This window comes from Lujinxingia vulgaris (genome assembly GCF_007997015.1).
GTDB lineage: Bacteria > Myxococcota_A > Bradymonadia > Bradymonadales > Bradymonadaceae > Lujinxingia > Lujinxingia vulgaris.
Map to the genome: position 1 here is coordinate 414495 of NZ_VOSM01000002.1, position 26397 is coordinate 440891.

At 63.5% G+C, this 26397-nt stretch carries 11 protein-coding genes; 10 read left to right on the plus strand and 1 reads right to left on the minus strand.

Translation table 11 applies throughout. From position 1 onward, the window contains the following. The first annotated feature begins 84 nt into the window (after positions 1–84). Positions 85–507, plus strand: coding sequence for a YraN family protein (locus tag FRC98_RS05330; RefSeq protein WP_146980259.1), 423 nt, complete (start codon positions 85–87; stop codon positions 505–507). Positions 508–559: 52 nt separating this feature from the next. Here FRC98_RS05330 and FRC98_RS05335 read toward each other — a convergent pair whose 3' ends face one another. Further along, positions 560–2113 (minus strand): hypothetical protein, encoded by a 1554-nt coding sequence (locus tag FRC98_RS05335; protein WP_230467294.1) that lies wholly within the window; start codon positions 2111–2113, stop codon positions 560–562. Between the two features lie 351 nt (positions 2114–2464). Between FRC98_RS05335 and FRC98_RS05340 the strand changes: the two genes are divergently transcribed. The 9 genes from FRC98_RS05340 (at position 2465) to FRC98_RS05380 (ending at position 26376) form a co-directional block, all read left to right on the plus strand. Next, positions 2465–2773, plus strand: coding sequence for a hypothetical protein (locus FRC98_RS05340; protein ID WP_146980261.1), 309 nt, complete (start codon positions 2465–2467; stop codon positions 2771–2773). 196 nt (positions 2774–2969) lie between these two features. Beyond that, positions 2970–3305, plus strand: a complete 336-nt coding sequence (locus tag FRC98_RS05345; protein WP_146980262.1) for a hypothetical protein — start codon at positions 2970–2972, stop codon at positions 3303–3305. Between the two features lie 59 nt (positions 3306–3364). Continuing rightward, on the plus strand, positions 3365–4972 hold the full coding sequence (locus tag FRC98_RS05350) for a hypothetical protein (protein WP_146980263.1): 1608 nt from the start codon (positions 3365–3367) through the stop codon (positions 4970–4972). An 86-nt stretch (positions 4973–5058) separates the two neighbouring features. Continuing rightward, positions 5059–8370: a tetratricopeptide repeat protein gene (locus FRC98_RS05355; RefSeq protein WP_146980264.1), complete on the plus strand. Its 3312-nt coding sequence runs from the start codon at positions 5059–5061 to the stop codon at positions 8368–8370. Positions 8371–8483: 113 nt separating this feature from the next. Beyond that, a complete protein-coding gene (locus tag FRC98_RS05360) occupies positions 8484–9890 on the plus strand; it encodes a tetratricopeptide repeat protein (RefSeq protein ID WP_146980265.1) in 1407 nt (468 codons plus the stop codon). 132 nt (positions 9891–10022) lie between these two features. Beyond that, positions 10023–10313, plus strand: coding sequence for a hypothetical protein (locus FRC98_RS05365; RefSeq protein ID WP_146980266.1), 291 nt, complete (start codon positions 10023–10025; stop codon positions 10311–10313). 64 nt (positions 10314–10377) lie between these two features. Next, positions 10378–12375, plus strand: a complete 1998-nt coding sequence (locus FRC98_RS21995) for an AgmX/PglI C-terminal domain-containing protein (protein ID WP_146980267.1) — start codon at positions 10378–10380, stop codon at positions 12373–12375. Positions 12376–12697: 322 nt separating this feature from the next. Further along, positions 12698–13555: a tetratricopeptide repeat protein gene (locus FRC98_RS05375; RefSeq protein ID WP_230467295.1), complete on the plus strand. Its 858-nt coding sequence runs from the start codon at positions 12698–12700 to the stop codon at positions 13553–13555. Positions 13556–13842: 287 nt separating this feature from the next. Beyond that, a complete protein-coding gene (locus FRC98_RS05380; RefSeq protein ID WP_146980269.1) occupies positions 13843–26376 on the plus strand; it encodes a tetratricopeptide repeat protein in 12534 nt (4177 codons plus the stop codon). Positions 26377–26397 lie beyond the last annotated feature (21 nt).

The window sequence follows — 26397 nt, forward strand, 5'->3', positions numbered from 1 at the left end:
TTTGAGGCGCACGTCGCTCGACGCACAGGAGCGCGGCGGCTGGCCTGAACACATCTCGACCCACACAGCATGGAGGGGGAACCGATGAGCATCGGAAGTGGAGACTGGATCGACCGTGATGATTGCGAGCAGCTGGGGCTTGCTGGCGAAGATCTGGCGCGCCGTTATCTGGAGCGCAACGGCTGGTCCATTGAGGCCCACAACGTGCGTTCGCGCCACGGCGAACTCGATCTTGTTGCCTGCAAAGAACTCCCGGGCGACCAGGGCGTGCTTGTGGCTTTTGTGGAGGTAAAGAGTCGCCGGCGCTGCGACCGATTCTCGCCAGCGTTGGCGGTCAGCTACCGAAAGCGCCGCACGATCGCGCGCCTGGCGCATCGTTACATCTGCCAGCGCCGCCGCACCGGCGCACGCTACCGTTTTGATGTCATCACAGTTGATTTTAGCAAGCGCCCCGCCGCCATCCAGCATATTGAAGGCGCCTTTGACGCCCAGGGAAACACCTGCTGAACACCCACAACGCGCATCGTGCGGGCGGGGCAGGGGGCTTGATACGGTTCTCTTATTCTACGTCGGTCGCGTCCGTGGAAGCCGGGGCATCCTCGGCGCTCACCTCGTTCTCAAGCTCGGCCTCAGCCTGACGGGCCGCGAGCGCGGCTTCAAAGGGAACGCGGGCGAGTGAACCCCACACCGCATCGCGTGCCAGGTAGGTGGTCGGGTCGCGCTCAGCGCCATTCTCCCCCAGGCTTGAGGGGGCGCCGTCGATCAGGAGCACAAGCTCGCCCCATCGCTCCACATACACCCGCTCGCCATCGTCTTCGGGGCCATGGCGCAGACACCACGACTCGCCATGCTCGCCACTCTGGTGGCTCGCGCTGGCTTCATAACGGGCCTCGGCGATGGCGACCTGGGCGCTGGCAAACTCCCGGGCCTCATCCTCGTTCTCCCAGCTGCTCACATGCACCGCTACCACCTCACCGGCTTCGTTGCGGTAGCCGAGCAGGCGGTCCCCGCGCCACCCCTCGGCGACCGCGCTCGGATCGGGCAGATCTTCAAAGCGGTCGGCGTGCGTGGCCAACCAGGAGCGAATCTGCAACTCGCCCAACACCGAGTCGAAGATCGGCTCATAGCCTCCCAGCGCCTCTTCGGCGTCAAACTGCACGTCGATGGGAAGCTCGCCGGCGAAGTAGCGCTCCGGATGCAGGATCTGGGTGGTCGAGACAGGCGCCGCCGAATAGATCGCGTCCACATCGCTCCAGGCGCGGTTGGCCCGGGCACGAAGCACAAAACGCATGCCCTCAATATAAGGGAAAAGCAGCAGGTCGCGCACAATGCGGGGCGCGCTGCCCAGCACCGACTCGGTCAGCGAGGGGACCGCGCTCTCGCCCATCCCCATCATCCCCGGCGCGCTCATGCCTTCGGCTGCCGCCAGCTCCTCGGTGTCCATCTCCAGCAGCGTGGCGGTGATCATCGGGACATCGGCCACGCTCAGCGCCCGACCCGCCGGCAGGGTGCCGCTCTCATAGAGCACGTAGTCGATCATCAGCACCGTGGCGTCGCCCTCGATCAGCGCCATACGCGCCAGGGCGAAGTCGCCGTTCTCCTGGGAGGTAAAGGGCGCGAGCAGCTCCCCGATATCGAAATGCTGATCCTGAATGGCGTGAAAGATCTCGTGGGCCATCGCCGAGTGCTGCAGCTGCTCGGGGAGCCCCACCATGATGTAGAGCTCCTTGGCGCTCTGATCGTAGAAACCGGCGATCTGCTCGGTGAGCAGGTCCAGCATCAGCTGGCGGTAGTTGACCTCGGGCTCGAAGATGCCCAGGCGCTTGAACATCTGCTCCTCGGCCACGAAGACCTCTTCGGGGATCTCGTTATGGAGCTGCTCAATGAGCATTGTGCGCAGCTCTTCGCGATCTTTGACCCCTTTGGGGATCTCGGAGAGCAGCTCCAGACCGCGGATTTCCGCCACCTGCAGGGCGATCTCACTCGCGGCAGAGAGCAGGGCCTCCTCGCGGGCCTGCTCCCCGGCGAGCTCCGGGGCGGGTTCGGCGTCCTGAGCCCAGGCTTGCGAGCTCATCAGGCATACGCTGAGTCCAATGAGGATCAGAAGGTGCACACAGTTTTTCATCATCCGTCCCTGATCGCGATGTACAGTTTCACATCCGGTTCATAGGTCGTCGCGAAGCGGTGGCTTCTAGCCCCTGACGACCTATTCAGCTTTTCTTACAGGGGGGAGTCTACCCGCTCGCGCGTCGAGCTCCAACGTCCCCGGAGGTCTGCTAAGGCAACGTAACTTCACAAAAAGAATATTGCGATAGAATTGACGCTGCGCGGGAATAAGGCTAAACGCCAGTACAAACTACCCCGCTGCCATGGTCGTAGGCGGGTGTCGGCATTTGCCGACTGCCGTGGGTCGCGATGTTCGTTGCCCGCTCTTGTTGAACCCTGATTCGCTTGAGGAGTTACCATGCTGAACAAGATCCTTGTTTCGTTCTTCGCCCTGGGCCTGGCCTTCACCGTTGCTTGCTCGGGCGGCGAAGCCACCCCCGATGAGGCTCCCGCCGAGACCACCGTGAGCGAAGAAGCCGCGCTGGAAGAAGCCGCTGAAGAAGAAGTCGTCGAAGAAGCGGCTGTCGAAGAAGTCGCCGAAGAAGAAGCCGTTGAAGAAGCGGCTGCTGAAGAAGTCGCCGAAGAAGCGGCCGAAGAAGAAGCCGTTGAAGAGGAAGCCACCGAAGAGATGGCGACCGACGAAGCTCCGGCCGAAGAAGGCATGTAAGTCGCCTGGCTTCGCAGCTCGTAAGATCGCTGATGTTTTTACGAGTTTTAGGCCGCTGCGCAAAAGGCGCAGCGGCCTTTTTTTCGGCCGGCGATCTCGCCACAATGCGCAACATCTCCCGCCTTGACGTGGCCTTGAGCCCGAAGGCATCCTAGCCACCGAATTAAGTTCGACCCCATCGATTTGGAGGAGTGACGTGAAAACGCGATCGGCTCATGTGGCCCGGCTAGTCGGCGTGTTGGCGCTGGCGCTGTGGTTCAGCGGCTGCACCGACGACCTGTATGCGGCGTGCACCATCGACCCCGACGACCCCGCTCTGAGCGCCTGTGTGGAGAGCGGCAGAGCCGAGGCCTCCTGTGTGGTTGAAGAGCAGCTCCAGTGCGAGACCCGCACCTGCGCCAAATATCAGGGGAGCGAGCCCTTCTGTACCGTGGAGTGCAGCACCGACGCAGATTGCCCCGACGGCGTCTGTCGCGAATTTGTCATGCTCAGCGGCGTGCGTCACTGCGTCGCCAACACCGTCGCTCAGTAGTCGCACCGGCCGTCCCGGAGTTGAGGCTCCGAGGTCGAGCGCCCCTGACTGGAGTTGCAATGAACTGGAAGTTGAACGCGTGCGCCTCTCTTTGTGTCGGCATCTTAAGCCTGGGTCTTCTGCCGGAGGCCTCCGCTCAGGATGGATTTACCTTTGATGTCGATGAGGTCGAAGCCATCGATGAACTCCCCCATCTGGTGGAGTTGATTGAAGAAGGCAAACGCCTCTACGAAGATCGCAAGTACGCCGAAGCCAGCCTGCGTTTTAATGACGTCTTGATGGACACCACCGCCGGCGCCGAGAACTACTACCCGGAGGCGGAGTACGAGCTGGCCAAGACCCTCTTCCGCATGGAGCTCTACCAGGGCTCGCTGGCGTACTTCTCGCGCATTGTGGAAGCCGGTGAGTTTCACCCCTTCTACGACGCCTCACTGCGCGGGCTGCTCCTGCTCACCGAAGTCATCCCCGGTGATGCGATGCTCGCCGAGCTGCTGGCCGGCTACGCGCCGCTCTTCCCGGAGGTGGTGCCGCAAGACTACCGCGACACCTACGCTTACCTGGTAGGCCGCCACTTCTACGAGACGCTCAACATCGACGAGTCGCTGCGTATGCTCAACTTCGTGAGCACCAGCAGCGACCGCTACGCCCGGGCACGCTACATCGCCGGAATCACCCATGTGGCCAATTACGACGCGCGACCGGCGGTTGACGCCTTCCGCGATGTGCTGCGCTACCTGACCCGCGACGCCAAACCCGAAGAGCTGCGTGGCGAGGAGCGTCGACTTCTCGACCTGACGCATCTGGGCATGGCGCGCGTCTACTACTCAACCGGCGACTACGACACCAGCCTGAGCTACTACGAGCGCATCAAGCGCGACAGCCCCCGCTGGCCCGATGCCCTCTTTGAGTCGAGCTGGGGCTTCTTCCAGGTCGACCAGTTCAACCAGGCCCTGGGCAACCTGCACACCATCAACTCCCCCTTCTTCCGCAATGAGTACTTCCCGGAAGGCCCGATCCTGGCTGCAGTGATCTACTTCTACAACTGCAATTTCGCCCGGGTGCGCGACGTCCTCGACGACTTCGATTACGTCTACGAGGGTGTCAAAGCGGAGCTCGAAGGGGTCATCGCCGCCAACAACGATCCGGCCCTGATGTACGAGTGGACCGAGACGTGGAGGGCCGGTGAATACGAGGGCGACACCGAGGTGCGAAGCGCGTTGCGCGCCGCGCTCAGCGACCGCCAGGTCGAGAAGAGTTTTGCGCTGGTCAAGGCCATCGACACCGAGCTTGAGACGATGGAGGAGCTCCCGGCCAGCTGGAAGACCAGCGCCCTGGGTGATAGCCTCCTGCAGGAAGCGGCGATCGCCCAGAGCTTCGCCGTCTCCGACGCCGGGCAGCTCGCCCAGCAGCGCCTTGAGCGCGTCATCGGCGAGCTCGAAGGGCTGGTCAGCCAGCAGAAACGAATTCTGTTTGAAGTCGCGCGCTCCGAACGCGGGGAAATTGAAGCGGAGCTGCGCGCCGGAATGCAACTCGATGATCGTGGCCCCGGCGATGGACCCTCGCTGGATATCACCGACGAACACCTCTACTGGGAGTTCGACGGCGAGTACTGGAAAGATGAGTTAGGGTTCTACTTCTTCAACGTCAAATCGGAATGCCGACGCTGAGTGGGAGGCAGGTCAGGGGGGAACACTGTGCCCACGGTGGCGGTGGCGATAGGGTCGCCTGAGCGCGTCTCGCTAAGGAGCGGGTCATGAAGAGTTTCTACGATCACCATTCACCCCGGCGCTGGCGCGTACTTCTCGCAGCCGCCGCCCTCTCGCTGACACTGGGGCCGCTTGAAGCGGCCGCTCAGCCTGAAGAAGACGAGAAGGTCGAGCACGAGATCGCCGTCCAGGAGACGACGCAGCAGACCGATCGTCCCACCCTGGAGAACGAGCAGAAGGGCCCGCGCTTTAGCGCCACCCAGTTCGTGACAGAGCGCAGCCTGGCCAGCCTCCAGCGTCAGGACGAGGCGATCGTGCAGCTGCGCGATCTGATCCGCTCCACCCCCGAGAGCGATCCGCAGCGCGCCGAGTACCTCTTCAACCTCTCGGAGATCTTCTGGGAGCGCTCCCGCTACTACGATGACTCGGCAGTCGAGCGTCAGGATGAGTGCTACCGCATTGACGACACCGGCGATGAGCAGGCAGCCCGCCGCTGCCGCGCGCAGATGGAAGATATGCAGGCTGAGGCCAAGCGTCTGCGCGAGGAGTCGGTTCAGCTCTACGTCGACATCATCCGCGGCTATCCGGAGTTCGGCGAGCTCGACAAGGTCTACTTCTACCTGGGCTCCAACCTGATGGACGTCGGTCGTAAGACCGAGGCGCTCGACATCTTCCGCGAGCTCATCGCCAACTACCCGCAGACCGAGTTCGTCCCGCAGGTGCTCCTCTACTTCGGGGAGTTCTACTTTGATGAGGGCGAGATGTTCGAGGCGCTCAAGGCCTACCAGAAGGTCGCTGAGTATCCCGAGTCCAACGTCTACCCCTACGGCCTCTACAAGCTGGCCTGGACCTATTACAACCTGGAGAACTACGAGCGCAGCATCGAGGTCTTTCTCACCGTGATCGACGCGGCGCGCGAGCGTCCCGACGACGGCACGATGGTCGCGCTGATGCGCCAGGTTCGCCAGGACATCGTGCGCGCCTATGCGCAGATCGGCTCCCCCGATCAGGCCGTTGAGTTCTTCCAGGACATCGCCCCCGAGCGTGAAGACTGGCTGAAGATGACCGAGCGTCTGGCCGTCTTCTACGGCGACCAGGTTCAGCTGAGCGATTCCACGCGTATGTACCGCGAGCTCATCAGCCTCAACCAGGAGAGCGTCAAGACGGTCGACTACCAGTATGAGATCGTGCGCAACCAGACCACCAACAACGCCTACTCCGAGGAGAGCATCCAGGAGTTGGTGCGCATGATGCGCCTGGTGCAGCTGGCCGATGGCGGGCAGTTTGAAGACACCGAAGAGCAGAACTACCCGCGTATTCGCGCCAAAGTCGAAGAGGCCGCCCGTAACTGGTCGACCACCTACCACCGTGAGGCTCAGCGCACCAAAAACGCCGACCTCTACGCGATGGCGTATTACCTCTACAAGTTCTACCTGGAGACCTTCCAGGATACCGAACACGAATACATGATGACCTTCTTCTACGGGGAGCTCCTCTACCAGCTGGAGAACTGGGAAGAAGCCGCCGCGGCCTACGAGCGCGTCCTGGAGCTTGAACCGGAGGGCGAGTACACCAAGGAGGCGGTGCTGGCCACGGTGCTGGCCTACTTCTACATCGTGGACACGTCGGAGGAGCGCGCCGTCATTGAGGCCACCTTCGACGAAGAAGATGGCGAGGAAGAGACGCTGGCCATCCCTGAGCCCAAAGAGCTCCCGGAGGTCTATCAGAAGTTGATGACCGCCTGTGAGAACTACGTCATTCATGTGCCCGACGGCGACCGCATGGTCGACGTCAAGTACACGATGGCGCGCACCTACTACGACTTTGACCACCTGGAAAAAGCCGCCACGATTTTTGAAGACATCGCCTTCACCCACAGCGACCATCGCCTGGCGGTGATCTCGGCCAACCTGCACCTCGACTCCCTCAACCTTTTGCATGACTTCGACAACCTCAACGCGGCGGTCGAGCGCTACATTGAGGTCGACCCGATCGAGGATGCCGAGTTCCAGGAAGACGTCACCAACCTGCACATGGCGATCCGCTTCAAGATCTGCACGGTGCACGACGATGAGGAAGAGTGGCGCCAGGCGGCCGAGTGTTTCGTGGCCTACGCCAGCGATTTCCCCGAGTCGGAGTTTGTGGATAAGGCGCTCTACAACGCCGCGCTCGACTTTGAGCGCCTGCGCGAGATTGGCCCGGCCATTCAGGTTCGACTGCACCTCTTGCGCGTGCGCCCCAGCTCCGAGCTCGCCCCCGAGACCCTCTTCAACATCGGCGGCAACTACCACGCGCTGGCTGTCTACAGCGAAGCGTCGCGCTTCTACGAAGCCTTCGTGCGCAACTTCCCCGAGCATGAGAAGGCCGAAGACGCACTCTCCAACGCCTCGACCTTCCGTCAGGGCCTGGGGCAGTACGATGAGGCGATCGCCAACTACGAGCGCTACATGGAGCTCTTCGCCAGCGAGAACAAGCAGGAGACCGCCGAGGTCTTCTTCCAGATCGCCCAGATCTACGAAGAGCAGGGCAAGAAGAACGAGGCCTTTGAGCAGTACCAGCAGTACCTGCGACGCCACGCTGAAAACGGCACCAACGACCGCATGCTTGAAGCACGCGTGAAGGTGGGCCTGCACCACTGGCACAACGGTGGACGCAACGGTCGCCGCGACGCGCTTGAGGAGTTTGAGCGCACTCTGCGCATCTACGAGCGCATGAGTGAAGAAGAGCGCGCCGAGATGACTACCGGCCGCGACGCCGCCGCTCAGGCCAAGTTTATGATGGCCGAGGATATCTTCGAGCGAGCCGCCGCGCTCAGCATCGATTCTTCCGATGCCGAGGAACTCACGAAGAAGACGATGGCGAAGATGGAAGCGATCGACGAGGCCCGTGTGGCCTACGAAGAGGTCATCGTGTTCGGGCGGCCGGACTGGGCCATTGCCGCGCTCTACCGCATCGGCAGTGGTTTTCAGAACTTCGCCGAGAGCTTCCGCAACAGCCCGGTGCCCAGCCGCCTGACCTATGAGCAGCAGGAGATCTACCGGGGCATCCTCGAAGATAGAGCGTCCATGATCGAGGATAAGGCTGTGGAGATGTACCGCGAAGCGCTGGCCACGGCGCGCCGTGCCAACTGGTTCAACGAGTACAGCCGCAGCGCTGAGGTGGCGCTCGCTGATCTTCGCCCCCGCGAGTTCCGCAAGCCCTCGGAGATGCGCGCTGAGCCGGTGTTCTTCCGCGATGGCTTTATGCGCTCGGGCTTCATCAAGGATGTGGAAGATGAAGACATCCTGGGTGGGCTGGGAAGCGAGGAGCAGGCGGCCAACGAGGCCCCCGAAGAGGTGGAGGGCGAGCCGGCTTCCTGAAGTCGCCTGGAGTGGGGTCAGTCTGGCCCCCAACACACCCCCCGGAGCGTTTCTGACGGGGGCTGCCGGTCAGGCCGGCCGCCCCTGTGACAGGTTCCAAGGAAAAGAGACCTATGCGAGTTTCTCAAAATACATTTCTCATCCTCCTCGCCGCGTTGGCGCTCTCCTGGTCCACAGCATGTGGGAGCGCGTCGACGCGCAGCGACGATATGAGCCAGGCCACCGAGTCCGGTGGCACCAGCAACGTCAACGCCATCGCCGAGTTTGAAAAAGCCGTCGAGGTCTGGGAGGCCGGCGGAGAAGGCCGCAACGCCGAGGTCAAAGACCTTCTGGAGAAGGCGCTTAAAGAAGACCGGCGCTTCGGCAAGGCCTGGTTCAACCTGGGCGTGATCCTGGAGATGGAGGGCGACCTTGAGGCCGCGCGCGAAGCCTACGAGAAGGCCGCCGAGTTCGCGCCTAAACTCGGCGAGGCCTACGTCAACATCGGTATGCTCGAGATGGAGCGTGGCGAGCGCGACGAGGCCTGGGATTATTTCCAGCGCGCCATTGAGGTGCAGCCCTACAATCCCGCCGCCCACAACAACATCGCGGTGATGTTGCGTGAGCGCGAAGAGTACGCCGAAGCCGTTAACCACGCGCGTCGCTCGCTGGCGGGGGACTCGCAGAACACCCGCGCCTACGGCAACCTGGCCCGCATCTACTTTGACCGCGGCAACCACCAGGTCGCACGCCTCGTGATGTTTAACGCCATTCAGATCGATGAGAACGACCCGGATCTCTACAACATCCTGGGACACATCGAGCTTGTGCGAAACGACGTCACCTCGGCGATCGCCTACTTCCAGAAAACCCTGGAGGTCGATCCCGAGCACGTGCCCGCGAAGATGAATCTGGGGGCCATCATCCTCAACGTGCGCGACTATGAGCGCGCCATCGAGCTCTTTGAGAGCGTGCTGGCCCTTGAGCCGGAAAACAAAGAGGCCATCATCGCCATCGGCGTCGCCCGTCGTGGCCTGGGTGACCTTGAAGGCGCTCGTCAGGCCTACGAGCGGGTGCTGGAGCTTGAGCCGGAGAACGCGCTGGTGCAGTTCAACCTCGGCGTGCTTGAGCACGAGCACCTGGCTCAAAACGCCCAGCTCGGCGGTGACGTCGAGGCTCCCGATCCCGATGATATGGTCGGGCAGATGGACTGGACGATCGGCAACCTGGAAAACGCCATCAGCCATTACGAGAAGTCGCTCGAGCACTACAACAACTTCCTGCACTACGAGGGAGGGGAGTACGTCGAGGAGCGTGATGACGTCAGCAAGCGCATTGAGCAGGTTCAGCAGATCATCGACATGACCCGCGAACAGATCCCGATGCTCGTGGAGCAGCGCGACATGATCGCCGCGGAACTCGCGCAGGCCGAGGCCGCCGCCGCAGCCGAAGCAGCCGCCTCCGAGGAGCAGGCCCAGGATGCTCCGCCCGCTGAAGAAGGCCAGGGCGAGGAGAGCGCTCCGGTTGAGGAGAGCCCCTGATCTTTACGTCCCTTTACTCGGCCGGCGTTTGGCAGGGTTTTCATCGGTGTGTTAGGCTTTTCAAAGCATACTGAAGCGAACAATCAGGTGATTGCGGGGCGTGCAAAGCGCCCGGATCAAGGAGACGAAGCGATGAAACGCGCGTTCTTAACAGGTTTGGTGGCGCTGGGGATGATTCTCCCGGCGACTTCTTTCGCTCAGTCCTTACCCGAGGCCGGCGCGGCAAGTGGTCAGACCAGCGATGAGGGTGTGGTCTATCAGCAGGAGACCACCTACGACTTCGATGGCGAGGACCTTACCGGTAACCTGATTCGCCCCGATGGTGAGAACATCACCGGCGATCAGCGGGGCAAGACCAGCAGCCTGATCAACATCCGCCAGGACTTTATCCCTGAGATGCTCAAGAGCGTTGAGACGCTCTAGTTTGCAGGGTTGGCAGCCGCAGCCCGGGTGCGTGTGAGTCGCACACGCCACGAGTGGAGATTGCATGATGCTTCAAGCTGAAATTATTCAAGCCGGTCAGGTCGTCTCGACCGTCAAGCTCGAGCAGGACAACGTTAAGGTCGGGAAGCTCTCCAGCTCGCATATCCGGCTGGATGATGATCGCGTCTCGCGCATTCACGCTGTGCTGGAGCGTCAGCCGGACGGCAGCTTCGTGGCCATTGACCTGGGCAGCGCCTCGGGCACCTACGTCAACGGTGAGAAGATCACCAAGGCGGCCGTAGGCGCCGGCGATGAGCTGCAGTTCGGCGACACCGTGGTGCGCCTCTCCGAGGTGGTGGAGGTCGCCGCCAGCCCGGCCGCCGCGTTCGCCGCCACCGGCGAGCTCCCCGAGGGCTACATTCGCCTGGAGGATGGCTCGGTGGTTCAGCCCTACACGATGGAGGGCTACTACGACGACGCCGGCAACTACATCCCGGGCTATTACGACGACGAAGGCACCTACCACTACGGCTACGGCTACCACGACGATCAGGGAGCCTGGCAGGTCGCTCACGGCTTCTACGATCCGCAGGGCGAGTGGGTGGCCACGCCTGATCCGGCCGGTGTGCAGGGGCCCAGTGATACGGAGCTCTATACCGAGCGTTTCTTTGATCCGGTTGGCGGCCAGACGCTGGAAGTGGCGTTTTTGTGGAGCGACCACGTCCTTGCGGTCAACGCCTACGAAGACCCGCGCTCGGTGATCATCGGCCCGGACGAGACCAATGATTTTGTGGTCGAAGATCCGCTGGTCAACCAGCCGAAGTTCCCGCTGGTCAGTTACAGCGAAGGCGGTGGCTATCGGGTTAACGTCTCGGCGCAGATGGAGGGGCTGATTCAGCACGAAGGTCAGCAGTTCACGCTGGCCGAGGCGATCAGCCGCGGGCTTGCCACCGGTAGCTCCGAAGTTGCCGGCGGCTACAGCATTGCGCTCGGGCCGCGCACCAGCATCCGGGTGGAGTTCGGCTCCAACACCTTCCTGATTCACTTCACGACCATGCCGGCGCTTGGCGGCGGGATGATGGCGATCGACCGCCAGCCCATCCCCTACCACGCAGCCAGCGCGATGCTGCATATTCTCTTTCTGGTCATGGTCTTCTCCTGGCCGGAGGGGCACGGGGCGTTTGAACTTCACGAGTTCCAGGCGCAGGACCGCTTCGTGGAGCTGCTCGCGCCGCCGGAGCAGGAAGAACTCGAAGAAGAAGTACCCGACTGGCTCGAAGGCGGTGCAGATACCGAAGAGGCCGCCGCTCAGAAGGGCGATGAGGGCGAAGCCGGCGATGAGATGGCCGAAGAAGCCGACAACCACCTCGCGGTGCAGGGGCCTGAGACCAACGACGAGATCGAGCTGCGCAAGGCGCGCGATACCGAGATCGCGATGAACACCGGCGCGCTGGCCGCCTTTAACGATGCGTCGCTGAGCAGCATGTGGGGCTCGGGCGACACCTCGGTGGGCAGCGACGCGATGCACGCCCTGGGTAATATGACCGGCAGCCAGGCCGGTGCGGCCGCCGGTGTCGGGGGTCTGGGACTGGCCGGTGCCGGACGTGGCGGCGGCGGTGTCTCGGAGCGCGGCATTGGTATGGCGCAGGTCGGCACCGCCGGACGTGGTGGCGGTGGCAAGGGCGGTGGCAACTACGGTAAAGGCGGCGCCAACCTGGGCGATCGCGAAGTTCGCCAGCCCAAGATCGTGCCGGGCCGCCCGGCGGTGCAGGGCTCGCTTGACCGCGAGATCATCCAGCGCGTGGTGCGCCAGCACCGCCGCGAGATGCAGCACTGCTACGAGCAGGAGCTCCAGCGTAACCCCAACCTCGCCGGACGCATCACCGTGCGCTGGGTGATCTCGCCGACCGGCTCGGTCACCATCGCTTCCATCGCCGAGACCTCGATGAACAACTCGGCCGTTGAGCAGTGCATGACGCAGCGTATTCGCCGCTGGGTCTTCCCCGAGCCTAAGGGCGGCGGCATCGTCAACGTGAACTACCCCTTCAACTTCAGCTCCTGATGCGTCAGGTTTGAAGTAGTGTAATGACCAAAAGGCTCCCGAGAGGGGGCCTTTTGTTTTTCTTGATCATGCATAAACGCACGTCTCTGACGACAGGGGCGTTCATCTCAAAAAATTCCGCAACGCGATCGAAACGCAACACTTGCCCGGTTGTCAGCGCTTCGAAGCTGGGGGTACGATGATCTGGCCGCATCCCGTGCCCCGGGGCGCCGGAGCGATGAACTCACGTTTTGACCGGAGGAAGCGATTCATGAGCCTGCCCAGCCGTGTGAAGACCAGGTGCGTCGAAACAAAGGGGAGGGGGCGTCTGAAGGCGCTCCTGATGATCCTGCTGTTGGCGTTTGTTCTGGTGGGATGCAACGCCGACCGAACCGCCGCCGTTCGCGAACTCAATGTGGGGATGGAGGCGTTTCAGGCCGGTTCGGCCAGCGAAGCGGTCCAGCATATGGAGGAGGCGCTGCGCATCGACCCGACCTTCGCCGAAGCCGCCTATTTGCTGGGGCAGGTCTACCAGATGCGCCTCGATAACTACGAGGAGGCCGCCCGGGGCTACCGCCGCGCGCTCGATCTGGAGCCGACAAACGCTCAGTACGCCTACCGGCTGGGCACTGCGCTTGTCGACCAGGGTAAGCTCGATGAGGCCGTCACGCAGTTTGAGAAGGCGGTGGCCAACGACGAGACTTTCTCTCGCGCGTGGTTTCGGCTGGGACTTGCCCAGGACAGCCTGGGTAAGCACACCGACGCGGTCGCCAGCTACACCCGGGCCATTGAGACCAACCCGCGTCTGCGCATGAGCAAAGAAGATCCCGGCGGGGAGCATTACCACGCGCTGGCCGACCTCTACCTGCGTTTCGGGCTTAGCGACCACGCGGTGCAGGTCTACGAGAACGGTGTTCAGAATAACGCGACCTCCACTCGACTTCTGCACGGGCTGGGCGTGGCGCGCATGGAGCTCGGGCGCTTCGATGAGGCTGCCGAGAGCTTTGAGGCGACCATGGAGCAGGAGCCCGGCCACGGTTCGGCCAACTTCAACCTGGCCGTTGCTCACCACCGTCGCGGGGATACCGCCGGGGCGGTCGCTCAGCTGGAGAGCTTTCTGGCCAGCGGCGCCGCCACCCAGGACGAAGCCCGCCAGGCGGCCGCTCAGGCTCTGCTGACGGAACTGCAGGAAGAAGAGTGAAGTCGCCTTTGCTTTGAGCGACGCGCCGGGGCGATGATCGTCATACGGCGCGTTGCCGCTCTTCGGAGCGCTGTGGTATACCTCGGCCAACGAATTTCGATGGTCACGTTTTAGTGTGATGTTCAGACCTTTCCCACCTTAGAGGTCCCCGTTGTGGGCGGCGCCGAGGCGCTGTCTGTGGGCCCCCTATGACCGAGCCGGGCGGTTGACGTCGACGCCCTGAGTGAAGGCCCCCATAACCGGGGCTGCCGCTCCCTTCCTTACCCTCCAGGCCGACCAAAGAGCACATGAATCGCGAAAACCAGGTTCAGGAATACGTCGCCCAGCTGGAAGCTAACCCCTACGATCTCGCGCCCGTGGGCCGTCTGGAGGAGGCCTTCGGGTCGACCGAGGAGCTGGCCGAGCTGGTGGCGATCTTTGAGGAGCGCGCGCAGGGTTCTGCCTCGCGCGACGCCGCCGCGCGTCTCTACCTTGAGGCCGCGCGCATGGCCGGTGGTCGTCTCAACGACCTGGAGCGCAGCGTAGAGCTGCTCAGCCACTCGCTGACCGTGGGTGAAGACACCCTGGTCAGCGTCGAGGCCTACCTCTTTCAGCTCGCGTTGCAGGACGACGCCGATCAGCTCCAGAGCTTCTTCGCTGAGGCCCTTGAGCACGACACCGACGGTGGCTACCAGAGCCGGCTCTACCAGCGGATGGGCTCGATCCTGGAAGACTTCGTGGGCGACCTGGAGCAGGCCGACACCGCCTACAAGTGGGCGCTCGATCTCGACCCGAACAACGTCATCGCGCTCTGGTCGCGTCAGGTGCTCGCCCGCAAGCAGGCCGCCTGGGAGAAGCTCGCCACGCTGATGATCGAGGAGATCGAGCAGACCGCCGATCCCCTGCGGCAGTCCGCGCTCTCGCTGACCGTCGGTGAGATCTACCGCGACTACCTGGACAGCGCCGACAGCGCACGCCAGTGCTTTGTCTTCGCCTGGGAGCAGGACCCCACCAACACCGAGGCCCTGCAGGCCGCCGTCGCCCTGGGCTTTGAGCCCGAAGGTGTGGAGCTCGACGCCATCGAAGAGATCTCGGCGGTCGAAGAGGTGGAGGCGGAAGCCGCTCCGATGACGATGGAGCTCGACGACTCTCTGATGCTCGAAGAGATCGAACCGGAGCCCGTCTCTGAAGAGATCCCGGAGCTTCCCGTCGAGGCCGCCGAAGCGGCGCCGATGACGATGGAGCTCGACGAGTCCCTGATGCTCGAAGAGGTGGAGGCGGAGCCCGTCGCCGACAACCTCCCCGATCTTCCGGTCGAAGCCCTCGATGCCGAGGCCGACTCGGAGGTCGAGGCTCTGGAAGCCGCCGATGAGGTTGAAGAGCTTGAGGAACTCGAAGCGCTGGAAGCCTCTGAGGCGGAGGAAGACGAAGCGCTGGAAGCCGCCGAAGTCGAAGATATCGAAGATGTCGAAGTGGCCGACGACGTCGATGAACATGAGGAAGTCGTCGAAGAGATGGAAGCGCTGGACGCTTCCGATGAAGACGAAGAGGCGCTGGAAGCCGCCGACGAAGTCGACGAACTCGAAGCTCTTGTCGAGGCCGAAGAACTCGACGATGCCGAGGCGCTTGAGGCGTCCGAAGACGACGAAGCCGCCGAACTGGAAGCTGCTGACGCCTCCGAAGAACTCGAAGAACTCGAAGCGATGGAAGAGTTTGAGGTTGTGGCCGACGAAGCGCCGGCCAGCGCCTCGCGCGACTGGCGCGACCGCTTTGCGGCGATGGTCGAGCGCGCCGAAGACGCCGGCGGCGAGGAAGGCCTGCGCCTTCTTGTGCGCGCCGCGCGCCTGCAGGCCCGCCACACCACCGACGCCAGCGAAGGTGTCGCGCTCTTTGAGCGAGCGCTCGCTGCGGATCAAGGTCTCGAGTACTACAAGCGCGTCAGCTACCTCTACGCCGACAACGACTTCTGGAGCGGGGCGCTCGCTGCGGTCGAGTCCTCGGGCGTGGAAGGCGGCGGCGCGCTCCGCGCGCGCATCGCTCTCTACGAACTCAGCGACGTGGAGATGGCCCGCTCCATCGCCGAAGAGGTCAACGATGAGGCGGTGCTCGATGCCCTCTCCGATCTGGAAGAAGCCCAGTCCAACTGGCGCAAGTTCCAGCGCAGCCTGGAGCAGCGCCACGCCGACCTCGACGCCGATGAGCGCGCGCTCAAGGTCTACCTGCGCATGGCCGACCTGGCCGCGGCGCTCAATGAGCCCGACAAAGAGATCGACGCGCTGCGCCGCCTGGAGCGCCAGGTCGATGCCGAGCAGGTCAAGAGCCGCCTCAAGATCCTCTATAAGCGCGCCGGCAAATGGCCGATGTACGTCGATCTCGTCAAGCAGGAGGTCGAGGGGCTCGGTGACGATCGCGTCGAAGATAAGGTCGATCTTCTCTACGAGGTGATCCGCGTCTACCGCGAGGAGATGAACCAGGATCGCATGGCGATCAACATCTACAAAGAGATCCTCGCGCTCGCCCCCGAAGACCTCGACGCCATCGACCAGCTCATCGAGCTCTACGGCGACATGAACATGTCGTCGGATCTTATCAACATGCTGCAGACCAAGGCCGAGATCGTCCCGACGGCCGAGCAGAAGGTTGAGATCTACAGCCAGATTGCGACTCTTTTCATCGAGAAGTTCCGCAACCAGGCCGAGGCGATCAAAGCCTACGAACAGGTTCTCGAGATCGAGCCCTACAACAGCGACGCGATCACCTTCCTCAAGGAGATGTACGAGAAGCGCCGCGACTGGGAGAGCCTGATCGAGGTCTCCAAGCGTGAGATCGAGACCTTCGACTCCGATGAAGCTCGCGCTGAAGGCCTGAAAGAGGTCGCGCGCCTGGCCACTGACAAGCTGCGTAAGCCGGAGGTCGCCACCGAGCTCTGGCTGGAAGTTCGCGAAGTTGCCCCGGCCGACGCCGACGCCCTCGACGCCCTGGAGACGCTCTACGAGAAGAACCGCGACTATGAGGCGCTGGCCGAGATTCTCGAGCTGAAAGTCGCTCAGAGCGATGACGCCGCCGAGTCGATGAAGCTCTACCAGAAGCTCGGCATGCTCTACGCCGACCGCCTGGAAGACAGCCAGCGCGCCACCGAGGCCTGGAAGGGCGCGCTCGCGCTCGATCCCGATGACCTCAAGGCCCGCAAGGCGCTTGAGCGGCTCTACATCGACAACCGCCAGTGGGATGAGCTTGAGGCGTTCTATGCCGAGTCGGATGCGTACTCCGACCTTGTGCGCATCCTCGGCACGCTCAGCGGCACGATCAAAGAAGACGACGTCAAGATCGAACTCCTGCTTCGCTCCGCGCGCATCTGGCGTGAAGAACTCGACGATACCAACCGCGCCGAGCGCGAGCTTGAGCGTGTCCTTCAGCTCGACGCCGAGAACGAAGCCGCCGCTGCCCAACTCGCCCCGATCTACGAGGAGGCCGGTGACGCAGAGAAGTTGAAGTCGGCCCTGGAGATCGTGCTCTCGCACTGCGAGGAGCCCGCCGAACGTAAGGCGCTTCAGCTCAAACTTGCGCGTCTGCACCGCGACAGCCTCGGTGATGTTGACGGGGCGTTTGCCCGCTTCAGCCAGGCCTTCCTCGAGGTTCCCGCTGAGCTCGACGTGGTCGCAGAACTTGAGGCCACCGCTGGCGAGGCCGGAGAGTGGTCGACGCTGGTGGAACATTATCGCCAGGCGCTCGACGCCGACCTTGATGAGGCCCAGGTCCTGGAGGTGCGTGCACTTCTGGGCCGCGTGCTCTCCGAGGAACTCGGTGATCTGGACGCTGCGCTCGAGCAGTTCCAGGCCGTGCTCGACGTGGAGGAAGACAACCTGCGCGCGCTCGAAGCCATGGAGCGCATCTACTTTGCCAGCGCGCGCTGGGACGACCTGATGCAGGTCTACCGCCACCGCCTGGAGCTTGAGGACGACCGCGACGCCCGGGTGCAGATCCTCCAGGGCATGGCCCGCATCGCCGAGGTGGAAGCCTCCGATGTGGTCACGGCCATCGCTCGCCATAATGAGGCGCTGGAGCTCGACCCGCATAACTTCACGTCTCTGGCCGAGCTGCATCGCCTCTATGCTCAGGAAGAAGAGTACGCCGACCTGGCCGACGTGATCCGCAAGGAGATCGACCTGGTGGAGCGTCGCGCCCGGCTGAAGAGCCGCCGCTACGCCACGAACCTGGTCGACATCGAGGCGCTCATTGGCGAGGGCGCTCCGCAGGAGCGCTCGATGTTCGGCGAGGGCTTTGCAGGCGGCGATGACGTCGACGATGTGCTGGCCGATCTGAGCGATGATTCCGTTGCTCAGGAGATCGCTGCCGAGTCCGGCGACGAAGACTCCGCCGTCGATGCGGTGGAAGCCGCGCAGGAAGAAGCGATCGAGGAGATTGAAGATCTCGACGCCATCGACCTCGGCGCGCCCGCCTACTACACCGAAGACGACGTCGAGTTCTTGAGCGCGCTGCGCTTTGAGCTTGGCCTGGTCTGTCTGGACCACCTTGGCGAGGTCGAAGAGGCGGTCGCCGCGCTGGCCAAAGTTGTGCTCTGGCGCCCGGACCACGCTGAGGCCTGCGAAGCGCTTGAGCGTCTTCTGGACGACGAGCTCTTTAAGGCCGGCGTCGCCACGATCCTCGAGCCCGTCTACGAAATTCACGGTCGCTGGGAAGATCTGGTGGGCTCGCTGAGCATCCAGGCCCAGGCTGCCGACGACGCCGAGGCCAGCCGCGAGCTGGAGCGTCGCGCCGGCGATGTTCTGCTCCATGAGCTGGGCGAGGGCGCCCGCGCCTTTGAGCGCTACGCCCGCGTCATCGCGAGCGATCCGGCCGACGCCTCGGCTCGCGAGCAGCTCTACCGCATCGCCCACGAGCTCGAGCTCTGGGACGCTTTCGTCGAAGCCTACGAGGCCGTCCTCCCCGAGATTGAGGATGACGAACTTCGCGTCGGCTACTTCTTTGTGCTCGCCACGGTGAACGCCGAGCGCCGCGAAGCCTACGACGAAGCCCGCCGCAACCTCGAAGAGGTCCTGCTCATCGACGCCGGCTCCGCCCGCGCGCTCGATGATCTCGAAGAGCTCTTCATCACCACCGAGGCCTGGCGCGACTTGCTGGAGGTCTTCGATCGCAAGATCGAGCAGACCGAAGACGCCGCCGACGCCGAGGCGCTGAAGTTCCGCAAAGCCCAGGTCTGGGAGACGCTTCTTGAGGATGCGCATCAGGCCATCGCGATCTACCTGGAGATCCTCGAAGACGCTCCGGAGAACCTGCGCGCCTACGCTGAACTCGACCGCATCTATGAGGCCGAGGCGATGTGGAACGAGCTTGCCTCGAACCTCGAGCAGGAGCTGGAGCTGGTCGATGAGGAGGCGCAGCTTCCCATCAAGAACCGCCTGGCCGCGCTTGTCGAAGCACAGCTCGGCGACGCCTCACGCGCCGTCGACCTGTACGAAGAGGTTTTGACTGCCGACGCCGATAACATGGCGGCCAACGCCGCGATGGAAGTCCTGATGATGCAGGAGGGCGCCCCGCGCGCTCGCATCTCTAAGATCCTCGAGCCGATCTACACCGAGCGCGGCGACGCCGCGCGTCAGGTCACCGCGCTTGAGGTTCAGGTGGAAGTCAGCCAGGACCCCGACGAGCGCGTCGCGCTTCTGCACCGCATCGCCGCGCTGCACGAGGGCGAGCTGCAGGATATTGCATCGGCGTTCGTGACTTACGCTCGTGCGCTGCGCGATGATGTTGCCAACGAGGCCACCCTCGACAACCTCTACCGCATCGGTGAGGCGACCCAGAGCTTTGAGGAGCTCGTGCAGGTCTTCGAACAGGAGGCCGAGTACCAGACCGATCCCGATGTGAAGCGCGACATGATGCGTCGGGCCGCGGCCATCTACATCGAGCCCCTGGCCGAGCTTGACCGGGCCACCGTGCACCTGCACGCCGTGCTCGATCTCTTCCCGGCCGATCTTGAGACCGTGGAGGAGCTTGAGACCATCTACCGCCACACCCAGGAGTGGTCGGAGCTGGTGCAGATTCTTGTGACGAAGTCCGAGCTCGTCGAAGATCTCGATGAGCGCAAAGATCTTCTTCACCAGGCCGGCACGCTCTTTGAGGACATCCTCTCCGGGCCGGACGAGGCTGTGGAGGTCTACCACCGCGCCCTGGCCATCGATGAGGCCGACCGTCACGCCATTGACCGTCTCGAAGTGCTCTACACCGAGATGGAGCGCTGGCACGACCTGCTCGACATCTACCAGCGCAAGCTCGACCTGGCTGACGATGACGCCGCGCGCAAAGACCTGCTCTATGTGATGGGCGCCATCTACCAGGAGCATCTGCAGCAGCCCGACGACGCCATCGACACCTACCGCCGGGTGCTCGATCTGGACGCCAGCGAGAAGAACGCGCTGGAGAAACTCGATGAGCTTTTTGAGGCCACCGAGCAGTGGCATGAGCTCCTCGAGACGCTTGAGCAGCAGCTGCAGCTCTCGCCATACGCCGAAGAGATCGAGACGCTCAAATACCGCTCCGGCCGCCTCTGGGAAGTTCAGCTGGGCGATGCGCTGCGGGCCGTGGAGGTCTATCAGGATGTGCTCTCGCAGAACCCCGAGCACCAGCCCTCGATCGAGGCGCTGGAGGGGCTCGTGGAGCGCAACGAGCAGAGCGTGGAGGCCGCCCAGGTCCTGCAGCCCCTCTACCGGGAGGCCGGCCAGTGGGAGAAGCTGGTCTGGGTTTACCGCCTGCTGATCGACGCCACCGAAGATCCCGATCGCCGCATCGAACTCTACAAAGAGGTCGGTCCGATCGTGGAGCAGCAGATGGGCGATGCGGCCGAGGCGTTTACCACCTACGTCGAAGCCCTCAACGTCGACGCCGGTCGCGTCGAGATCGTCGATACCCTGGAGCGACTCGCCAGCCAGCTCGGCGCCTGGGATGTGCTCATCGAGCAGATCGATCAGCGCCTGGTCTCGGTCACCGACTTTGAAGTTGCCACCGCGCTGCACCTGCGCGTGGCGCGCATCTTCGAAGAAGAGCTCGACCAGCCGCAGCAGGCCATCACCCGCTATACCCGCGTGCTTGAGATTGAGCCGGAGCAAAACGACGCGATCCTCGCGCTCGACCGCCTCTACCAGCGTGAAGGGGAGTGGGCGAACCTGGCCGAGATCCTGCGCACCCGCATCTTCAGCAGCGAAGACCCCGCCGAGGCGCTGGAGCTTCGCCTGCGACTGGGCCTGCTCTACCAGGCCGCGCTCGACGACGCCGAGAACGCCATCTCCACCTACCAGGAAGTGCTCCTGGAGGAGCCGGACAACGCCCAGGCCATCGACAACCTGGAGCAGATGTTCATGGAAGGGCGTCAGGTCCAGCGCATCAGCGACATCCTGGAGCCCTACTACCTGGAGAAAGGCCAGCACGAGAAGTTGGTCGAGATCTACCTGCAGCGCCTGGAGATGCTCGAGGATCCCATCGAGCGCTACGAGCTGCTCACCCAGGTGGCGCGCATCTTCCTCGACCCGCTGCAGGACTTCGGCCGTGCGATGCAGGCCTACGGTGCCGCGCTGGTGGAGCGTCCTGACGATGAGATGGCCATCGCCGAGATCGAGCGCCTGGCCGAGCAGACGCTCGACTGGGGCGCGGCGGCCTCCTTCTACGCCGACGCGCTGGAGAGCCCGCAGATCACCGATGACGCCGCGCTCGGCCTCTGGCTGCGCGTGGCGACCATCCTGGATGCTCGCCTGGAGCAGTTTGAAGACGCCGAGATGGCGTACCTCAAGGGGCTTGAGCTTGACCCGACCCACGCCGAGGCGCTGGCCGCGCTCGACCGCATTTACCTGGCGCAGGCGCGCTGGGCGGATCTGGCCGGGGTGCTGGAGCGCCGCGTCGAGGGCACCTACGACGAGCTGGAGGTCGTGGAGCTGAACTTCCGCCTGGCGCAGGTCTTTGCCGAGCAGCTCACCGACTACGATCAGGCTGTGTCGACCTATGAGCGCATCCTGAGCATTCAGCCCGACCACGAGCAGGCGCTGGCCAACCTGGAGCAGATTCACACCGCGCTGCAGTCCTGGGAGCCCCTCTTCGATGTGCTGGAGCGTCGCTCGCAGCTCACCCACGACCCGGATGAGCAGGCCGACTACCAGGCGCGTATGGCGCGCATCGCCGAAGATATGCTCGGTCGCACCGACGACGCCGTCGATCTGTGGGAGCGCGCCAGCGAGCTGCGCCCCGATGATCGCATGGCGCTCGGCGAACTTCGCCGCCTCTACCTCGATGGTGAGCGCTGGGATGATCTGGTGGGTGTGCTTCGTCGCGAGGTGGAGCTGAGCCAGGATCCCGACGAGCAGCTCAACCTTTATGAGTCGCTCGGCACCATTTATGGCGAGTACCTCAACGATGAGATTCAGGCCCAGGACGCCTGGACGGCGGTGCTCGGGCTGGATGGGCGTCATCTGCCGGCGCTCGAGGCGTTGCACGATATCGCCACCCGTCAGGCCGACTACCAGCAGCAGGCCGAGATGGTCGAGCGCCTCATCGCCCACGAGCAGGTCGCCCACGAGCGCAAGCTCGACCTGTGGGTGGAGCTTGGCCGGGTGCAGGGCGATATGCTCATGAACCCCGACGCGGCTATCGACGCCTGGAAGAACGTGCTGGGGCTTGATCCCGGCCACGACCAGGCCCTCGATGAGCTCGAAGGGCTCTACCTCCAGGAGAGTCGCTGGGAGGAAGCCGCCCAGGTGCTTGAGCTGAAGGCCGATCGGATGCAGGACGCCGAGCAGCAGATTGAGCTGCTCACCCGCGTCGCCGAGATCTGGGAGACAAAACTTCTCGATCGCGACCGGGCCGTACAGTACCACCGCGCGGTGCTCGAGATCGATCCGATGCGGATGTCGGCCAGCCGCGCGCTGGAAGCCATCTTCCTGGAGCAGGGAACCTCGGAGGGCTTTGAGCAGCTCGCCGGCGTCTACCTGGACCGCGCCGAGATGGTCGGCGACGACGTCTTCGAGCGCGTGGAGAACCTGCGAAACGCCGCGCGCATCTTCGAAGAGAACCTGATGCAGCCCGAAAACTCGCTCGTCGTGCTGCTCTCGGCCTTTGGGCCGGAGACGATGAGCGATGAGGCGCTGATCGCCGATATTGAACGGCTCGCGCGTCAGACCGGGCTCTGGGAAGAAGCCGTCAGCCGCTTTGGCGATGTACTTCGTGCCATCGACGACTCGCCGCAGGCTGCCGAGCTTCATCGCCTTGTGGGCCAGTGGCGCGCCATCGAGCTCAACCAGCCCGATGAGGCCGTCTACCACCTGCAGCGTGCGCTGGCGATCAACCCGGACAGCATCGAGATCCTGGAGATGCTCGAGGGGCTCTACCGCCGCCTTGCCGCCTGGCCGGAGCTTGCCCAGGTGCTGCGCACCCAGGTTGATCTGGTCGGTGAGCCGGACTCGCGCATCGAGCTGTGGCGTAAGCTCGGCGAACTCAGCGAAATGCAGCTCGGCGAGGTGGATCAGGCGGTGGAAGCCTACCGCGAGATCCTGGTCATCGACCCGACCGACATCCTGGCGATGGAGAGCCTGGAGCGCGTCTTTGAGACCTTCGAGCGCTGGGAAGAGCTCGTGGCGGTGCTCGAGCAGAAGGCCGGCGCCACCTACGATCCCGACGCGATTGTGGCCATTAAGAGCCGCGCCGCCGAACTCTGGGAAGTTCAGCTTGGCGACATCGGTCAGGCCATCATGGCTTACCGTGACGTGCTCACCGTCGATCAGACCCACGCCCCCACGCTCGAAGCTCTGGAGCGTCTCTACACCCAGAGCGGGCAGTGGGATGAGCTTGTGGACGTGCTTGAGCAGCGCCTGGCGCTGACCCACGAGCCCGACGCTCAGGTGACGATCTACGGCAAGATGGCCGGCGTCTTTGAGGGCCAGTTCGGCGATATGGAGCGCGCCGTTGAGAGCTACAACCACATCTTGATGGTGGACGTGGAGAACGTCACCGCCATTGAGAACCTCGAGCGTCTCTACATGGCGCTGGAGCGCTGGTTTGAGCTTGTCGATGTGTTGCAACGCCACATCGAGCTCTCGCAGCGAGGCGATGAGAAGGTCGCGCTTTACACCGAGCTTGGGCGCGTGCAACGCGACCAGGTGCGCGATCCGCACTCGGCCATCGAGGCGTTCAACGCCGCGTTGGGGCTGGAGCCGATTAACCCGCAGCTCTGGTCGGAGCTTGCGCAACTGCATGAGTCCACCAGCAACTGGGAGAGCGCGGTCGAGGCGTACAACCGCCTGGCCGACCAGCTCGAAGATCCCGCCGGGCGCGTGGATGTGTACTTCCGCGCCGGCCAGCTGATGGAGAGCCAGCTTCACGACCACGCCAACGCCGAAGACGCCTACCTCTCGGCGCTGCGCCTGGAGCCGACCCACCCGGGTGTGCTCGATGCGGTGCGCAACCTGCTGGCGATTCAGCAGGAGTGGCAGAGCCTGATTCGCGTGCTTAAGGCGGCCGAGGAGGCCACCCGTGACTTGAGCGCGAAGGCTGCGCTGCAGTGCGAGATCGGGAAGATCTACGAGGAGCAGGTCGGCGATGAGGTCAGCGCGCTGCGCTACTACGAGTCGGCCCTGGAGCTTGAGCCCCGCATCACCGAGGCGGCTGAACCTCTGATCGATGTGTACGTGCGCGAGCGCCGTTTTGAGCGCGCCATCCCGCTCCTGGAGATGGTCATCGGCGTCTTCAGCCAGGGATCTGCGCCGGCCAGCGAGCTTCACCGCCGTCAGCTGCAGCTGGCGCAGGCCTACGACCAGCTCGCTCAGCCCGAGCGTGCCCTTGCGGCCTACCGCAACGCCTACGAGCTCGATCCGAACGATATGGAGACGCTCAAGGGCCTCGGTCAGCTGCTCTACAACCGCGAGGAGTGGGAGCAGGCCTCCAAGGTGCTCCAGGCGCTGCAGCTGCATCACGCCGATAAGCTGGAGACGCCCGAGCTGGCTGAGATCTACTTCCGCCTGGGCTCGGTGCGCAAAACGCTTGGCGAGATGCGCAAGGCCAGCCAGTACTTTGAGAAGACGCTCGAGCTCAGCCCGCAGCATCGTCCCACGCTGGTCAACCTGGTGGAGGTCTCCGAGGCCCAGAGCAAGTGGGAGGACGTGGTCCACTACACCCGATGGCTGCTCGACGCCGAAGATGACGCGACCGCCCGCTTCGCCCACCTCTCCAAGATGGGTGATCTGCTGGCCACCAAGCTCAACCAGCCCCCGGCGGCGGTCGATGCCTACGAGCAAGCGCTGGCGCTGGAGCCCAAGAGCGTGGTCATCCTGCGCAAGCTGCTCGATCTCTACACCAAGACTCGCCAGTGGCATGAGGCCGTCGACATCCTCAAGCGCATCATCGAGCAGGAGCAGGATCCGGGCCGCATCGCCAAGTACTACTACACCGCGGCCGTCATCTACCGCGATGAGATCGACGACCCGATGCAGGCCGTCGCCCTCTTCGATGAGACGCTCGATGTGGACGTGAAGATGCTCAAGGCCTTTGAGGCCATCGATCGCATCCTCACCAAGCAGAAGGAATGGAAGGAGCTCTCGCGCGCCTACCGCCGCATGCTTCACCGCGTCAGCGAGCACGACGACGGTCAGATGGAGAGCGTCAAGACGCTGCTCTGGCAGAACCTCGGCGAGATCTATCGTACGCGTCTGGGCGACATGGAGACGGCCATTGAGGCGTATAAGATCGCCGTGGGCTTGAACCCCTCCGACGAGAAGTTGCGCCTGATTCTGGCCGAGCTCTACGAGAAGACCGGCAGCGATCCGGAGGGCGCCATTGAGCAGCATCGCAAGCTCATTGAGCTCGACCAGTTCCGCGTGGAGAGCTACCGGGTGCTCTTTAAGAGCTACATCCAGACCAAGCAGTACGACAAAGCCTGGTGCATGGCCGGCGCGCTCAGCTTCCTGCAGAGCGCCTCGGAGCAGGAGGAGACCTTCTACAAGAAGTACCTGGGCGCCCATATGCAGCCGGCGCGCGGGACCTTCAACGAGGAGATGTACAAGCGCCTCTACCACCCGCGCCAGGATGTGCTGATCACCTACATCATGACGGTGCTCGGCCAGGGGCTTCGCCCGATGTACTCGCTCTCTTCCATCAAGGACTGGGGCGTGCATAAGAAGCGCGACCTGGTGAACCTCGAGGAGCAGACGCCCTTTAACAACGTCTACCGCTACGTCGCCCAGACGATGCAGCTCTTGCCCGCGCCCCTTGTCTACCTCAAGGGTGACCAGGCCATGGGCATGCGCAACGCCAACGTCGATCCGGCGGCGGTGATCATCGGTGGCGATGTGCGCCAGAAGAGCGGCGACCGCGAGCTGGCGTTTATCATCGCCAAGTCGCTCACCTGGGTGATGCCGCGTCACTACGTCGGCTCGATCGGTCAGCCCACGGAGTTCCTCAAGCTGCTCTTTATGGGGCTGATGGACATCACCGACCCGAGCTTAGGCATTGGCGCGACGCTCGGTGAGCAGGGCGCGCCGATCAAGGAAGAGCTCATGGCGCTTCCCGGCCCGATGCTGATGCAGGCGCAGAAGGCGATGAAGCAGTTCCTGAGCAAGGGCCAGAACCCCAACCTCTCGGAATGGGTGCTGGCGGTGGAGCACACCGCGATTCGCATGGGTCTGCTCATCTGCGGTGATCTTCATACCGCTGCCGGCTGCATCAAGAGCGACCTTGTTCCGATGGGCAAAGCCAGCGTCAAAGAGAAGATCCGCGAGCTGGTGCTCTTCTCCATCAGCGAAGAGTACTTCCAGCTTCGCGAGGAGCTGGGGCTGGCGATCGGTAAATAAGGCCGGGGGCTTGACCGCCCG

Bases quoted from the DNA above. Each gene is read 5' to 3' on its own strand.
- FRC98_RS05330 (WP_146980259.1), top strand. From the start codon at position 85: ATGAGCATCGGAAGTGGAGACTGGATCGACCGTGATGATTGCGAGCAG.
- FRC98_RS05340 (WP_146980261.1), top strand. From the start codon at position 2,465: ATGCTGAACAAGATCCTTGTTTCGTTCTTCGCCCTGGGCCTGGCCTTC.
- FRC98_RS05350 (WP_146980263.1), top strand. From the start codon at position 3,365: ATGAACTGGAAGTTGAACGCGTGCGCCTCTCTTTGTGTCGGCATCTTA.
- FRC98_RS05355 (WP_146980264.1), top strand. From the start codon at position 5,059: ATGAAGAGTTTCTACGATCACCATTCACCCCGGCGCTGGCGCGTACTT.
- FRC98_RS05360 (WP_146980265.1), top strand. From the start codon at position 8,484: ATGCGAGTTTCTCAAAATACATTTCTCATCCTCCTCGCCGCGTTGGCG.
- FRC98_RS05365 (WP_146980266.1), top strand. From the start codon at position 10,023: ATGAAACGCGCGTTCTTAACAGGTTTGGTGGCGCTGGGGATGATTCTC.
- FRC98_RS21995 (WP_146980267.1), top strand. From the start codon at position 10,378: ATGATGCTTCAAGCTGAAATTATTCAAGCCGGTCAGGTCGTCTCGACC.
- FRC98_RS05375 (WP_230467295.1), top strand. From the start codon at position 12,698: ATGATCCTGCTGTTGGCGTTTGTTCTGGTGGGATGCAACGCCGACCGA.
- FRC98_RS05380 (WP_146980269.1), top strand. From the start codon at position 13,843: ATGAATCGCGAAAACCAGGTTCAGGAATACGTCGCCCAGCTGGAAGCT.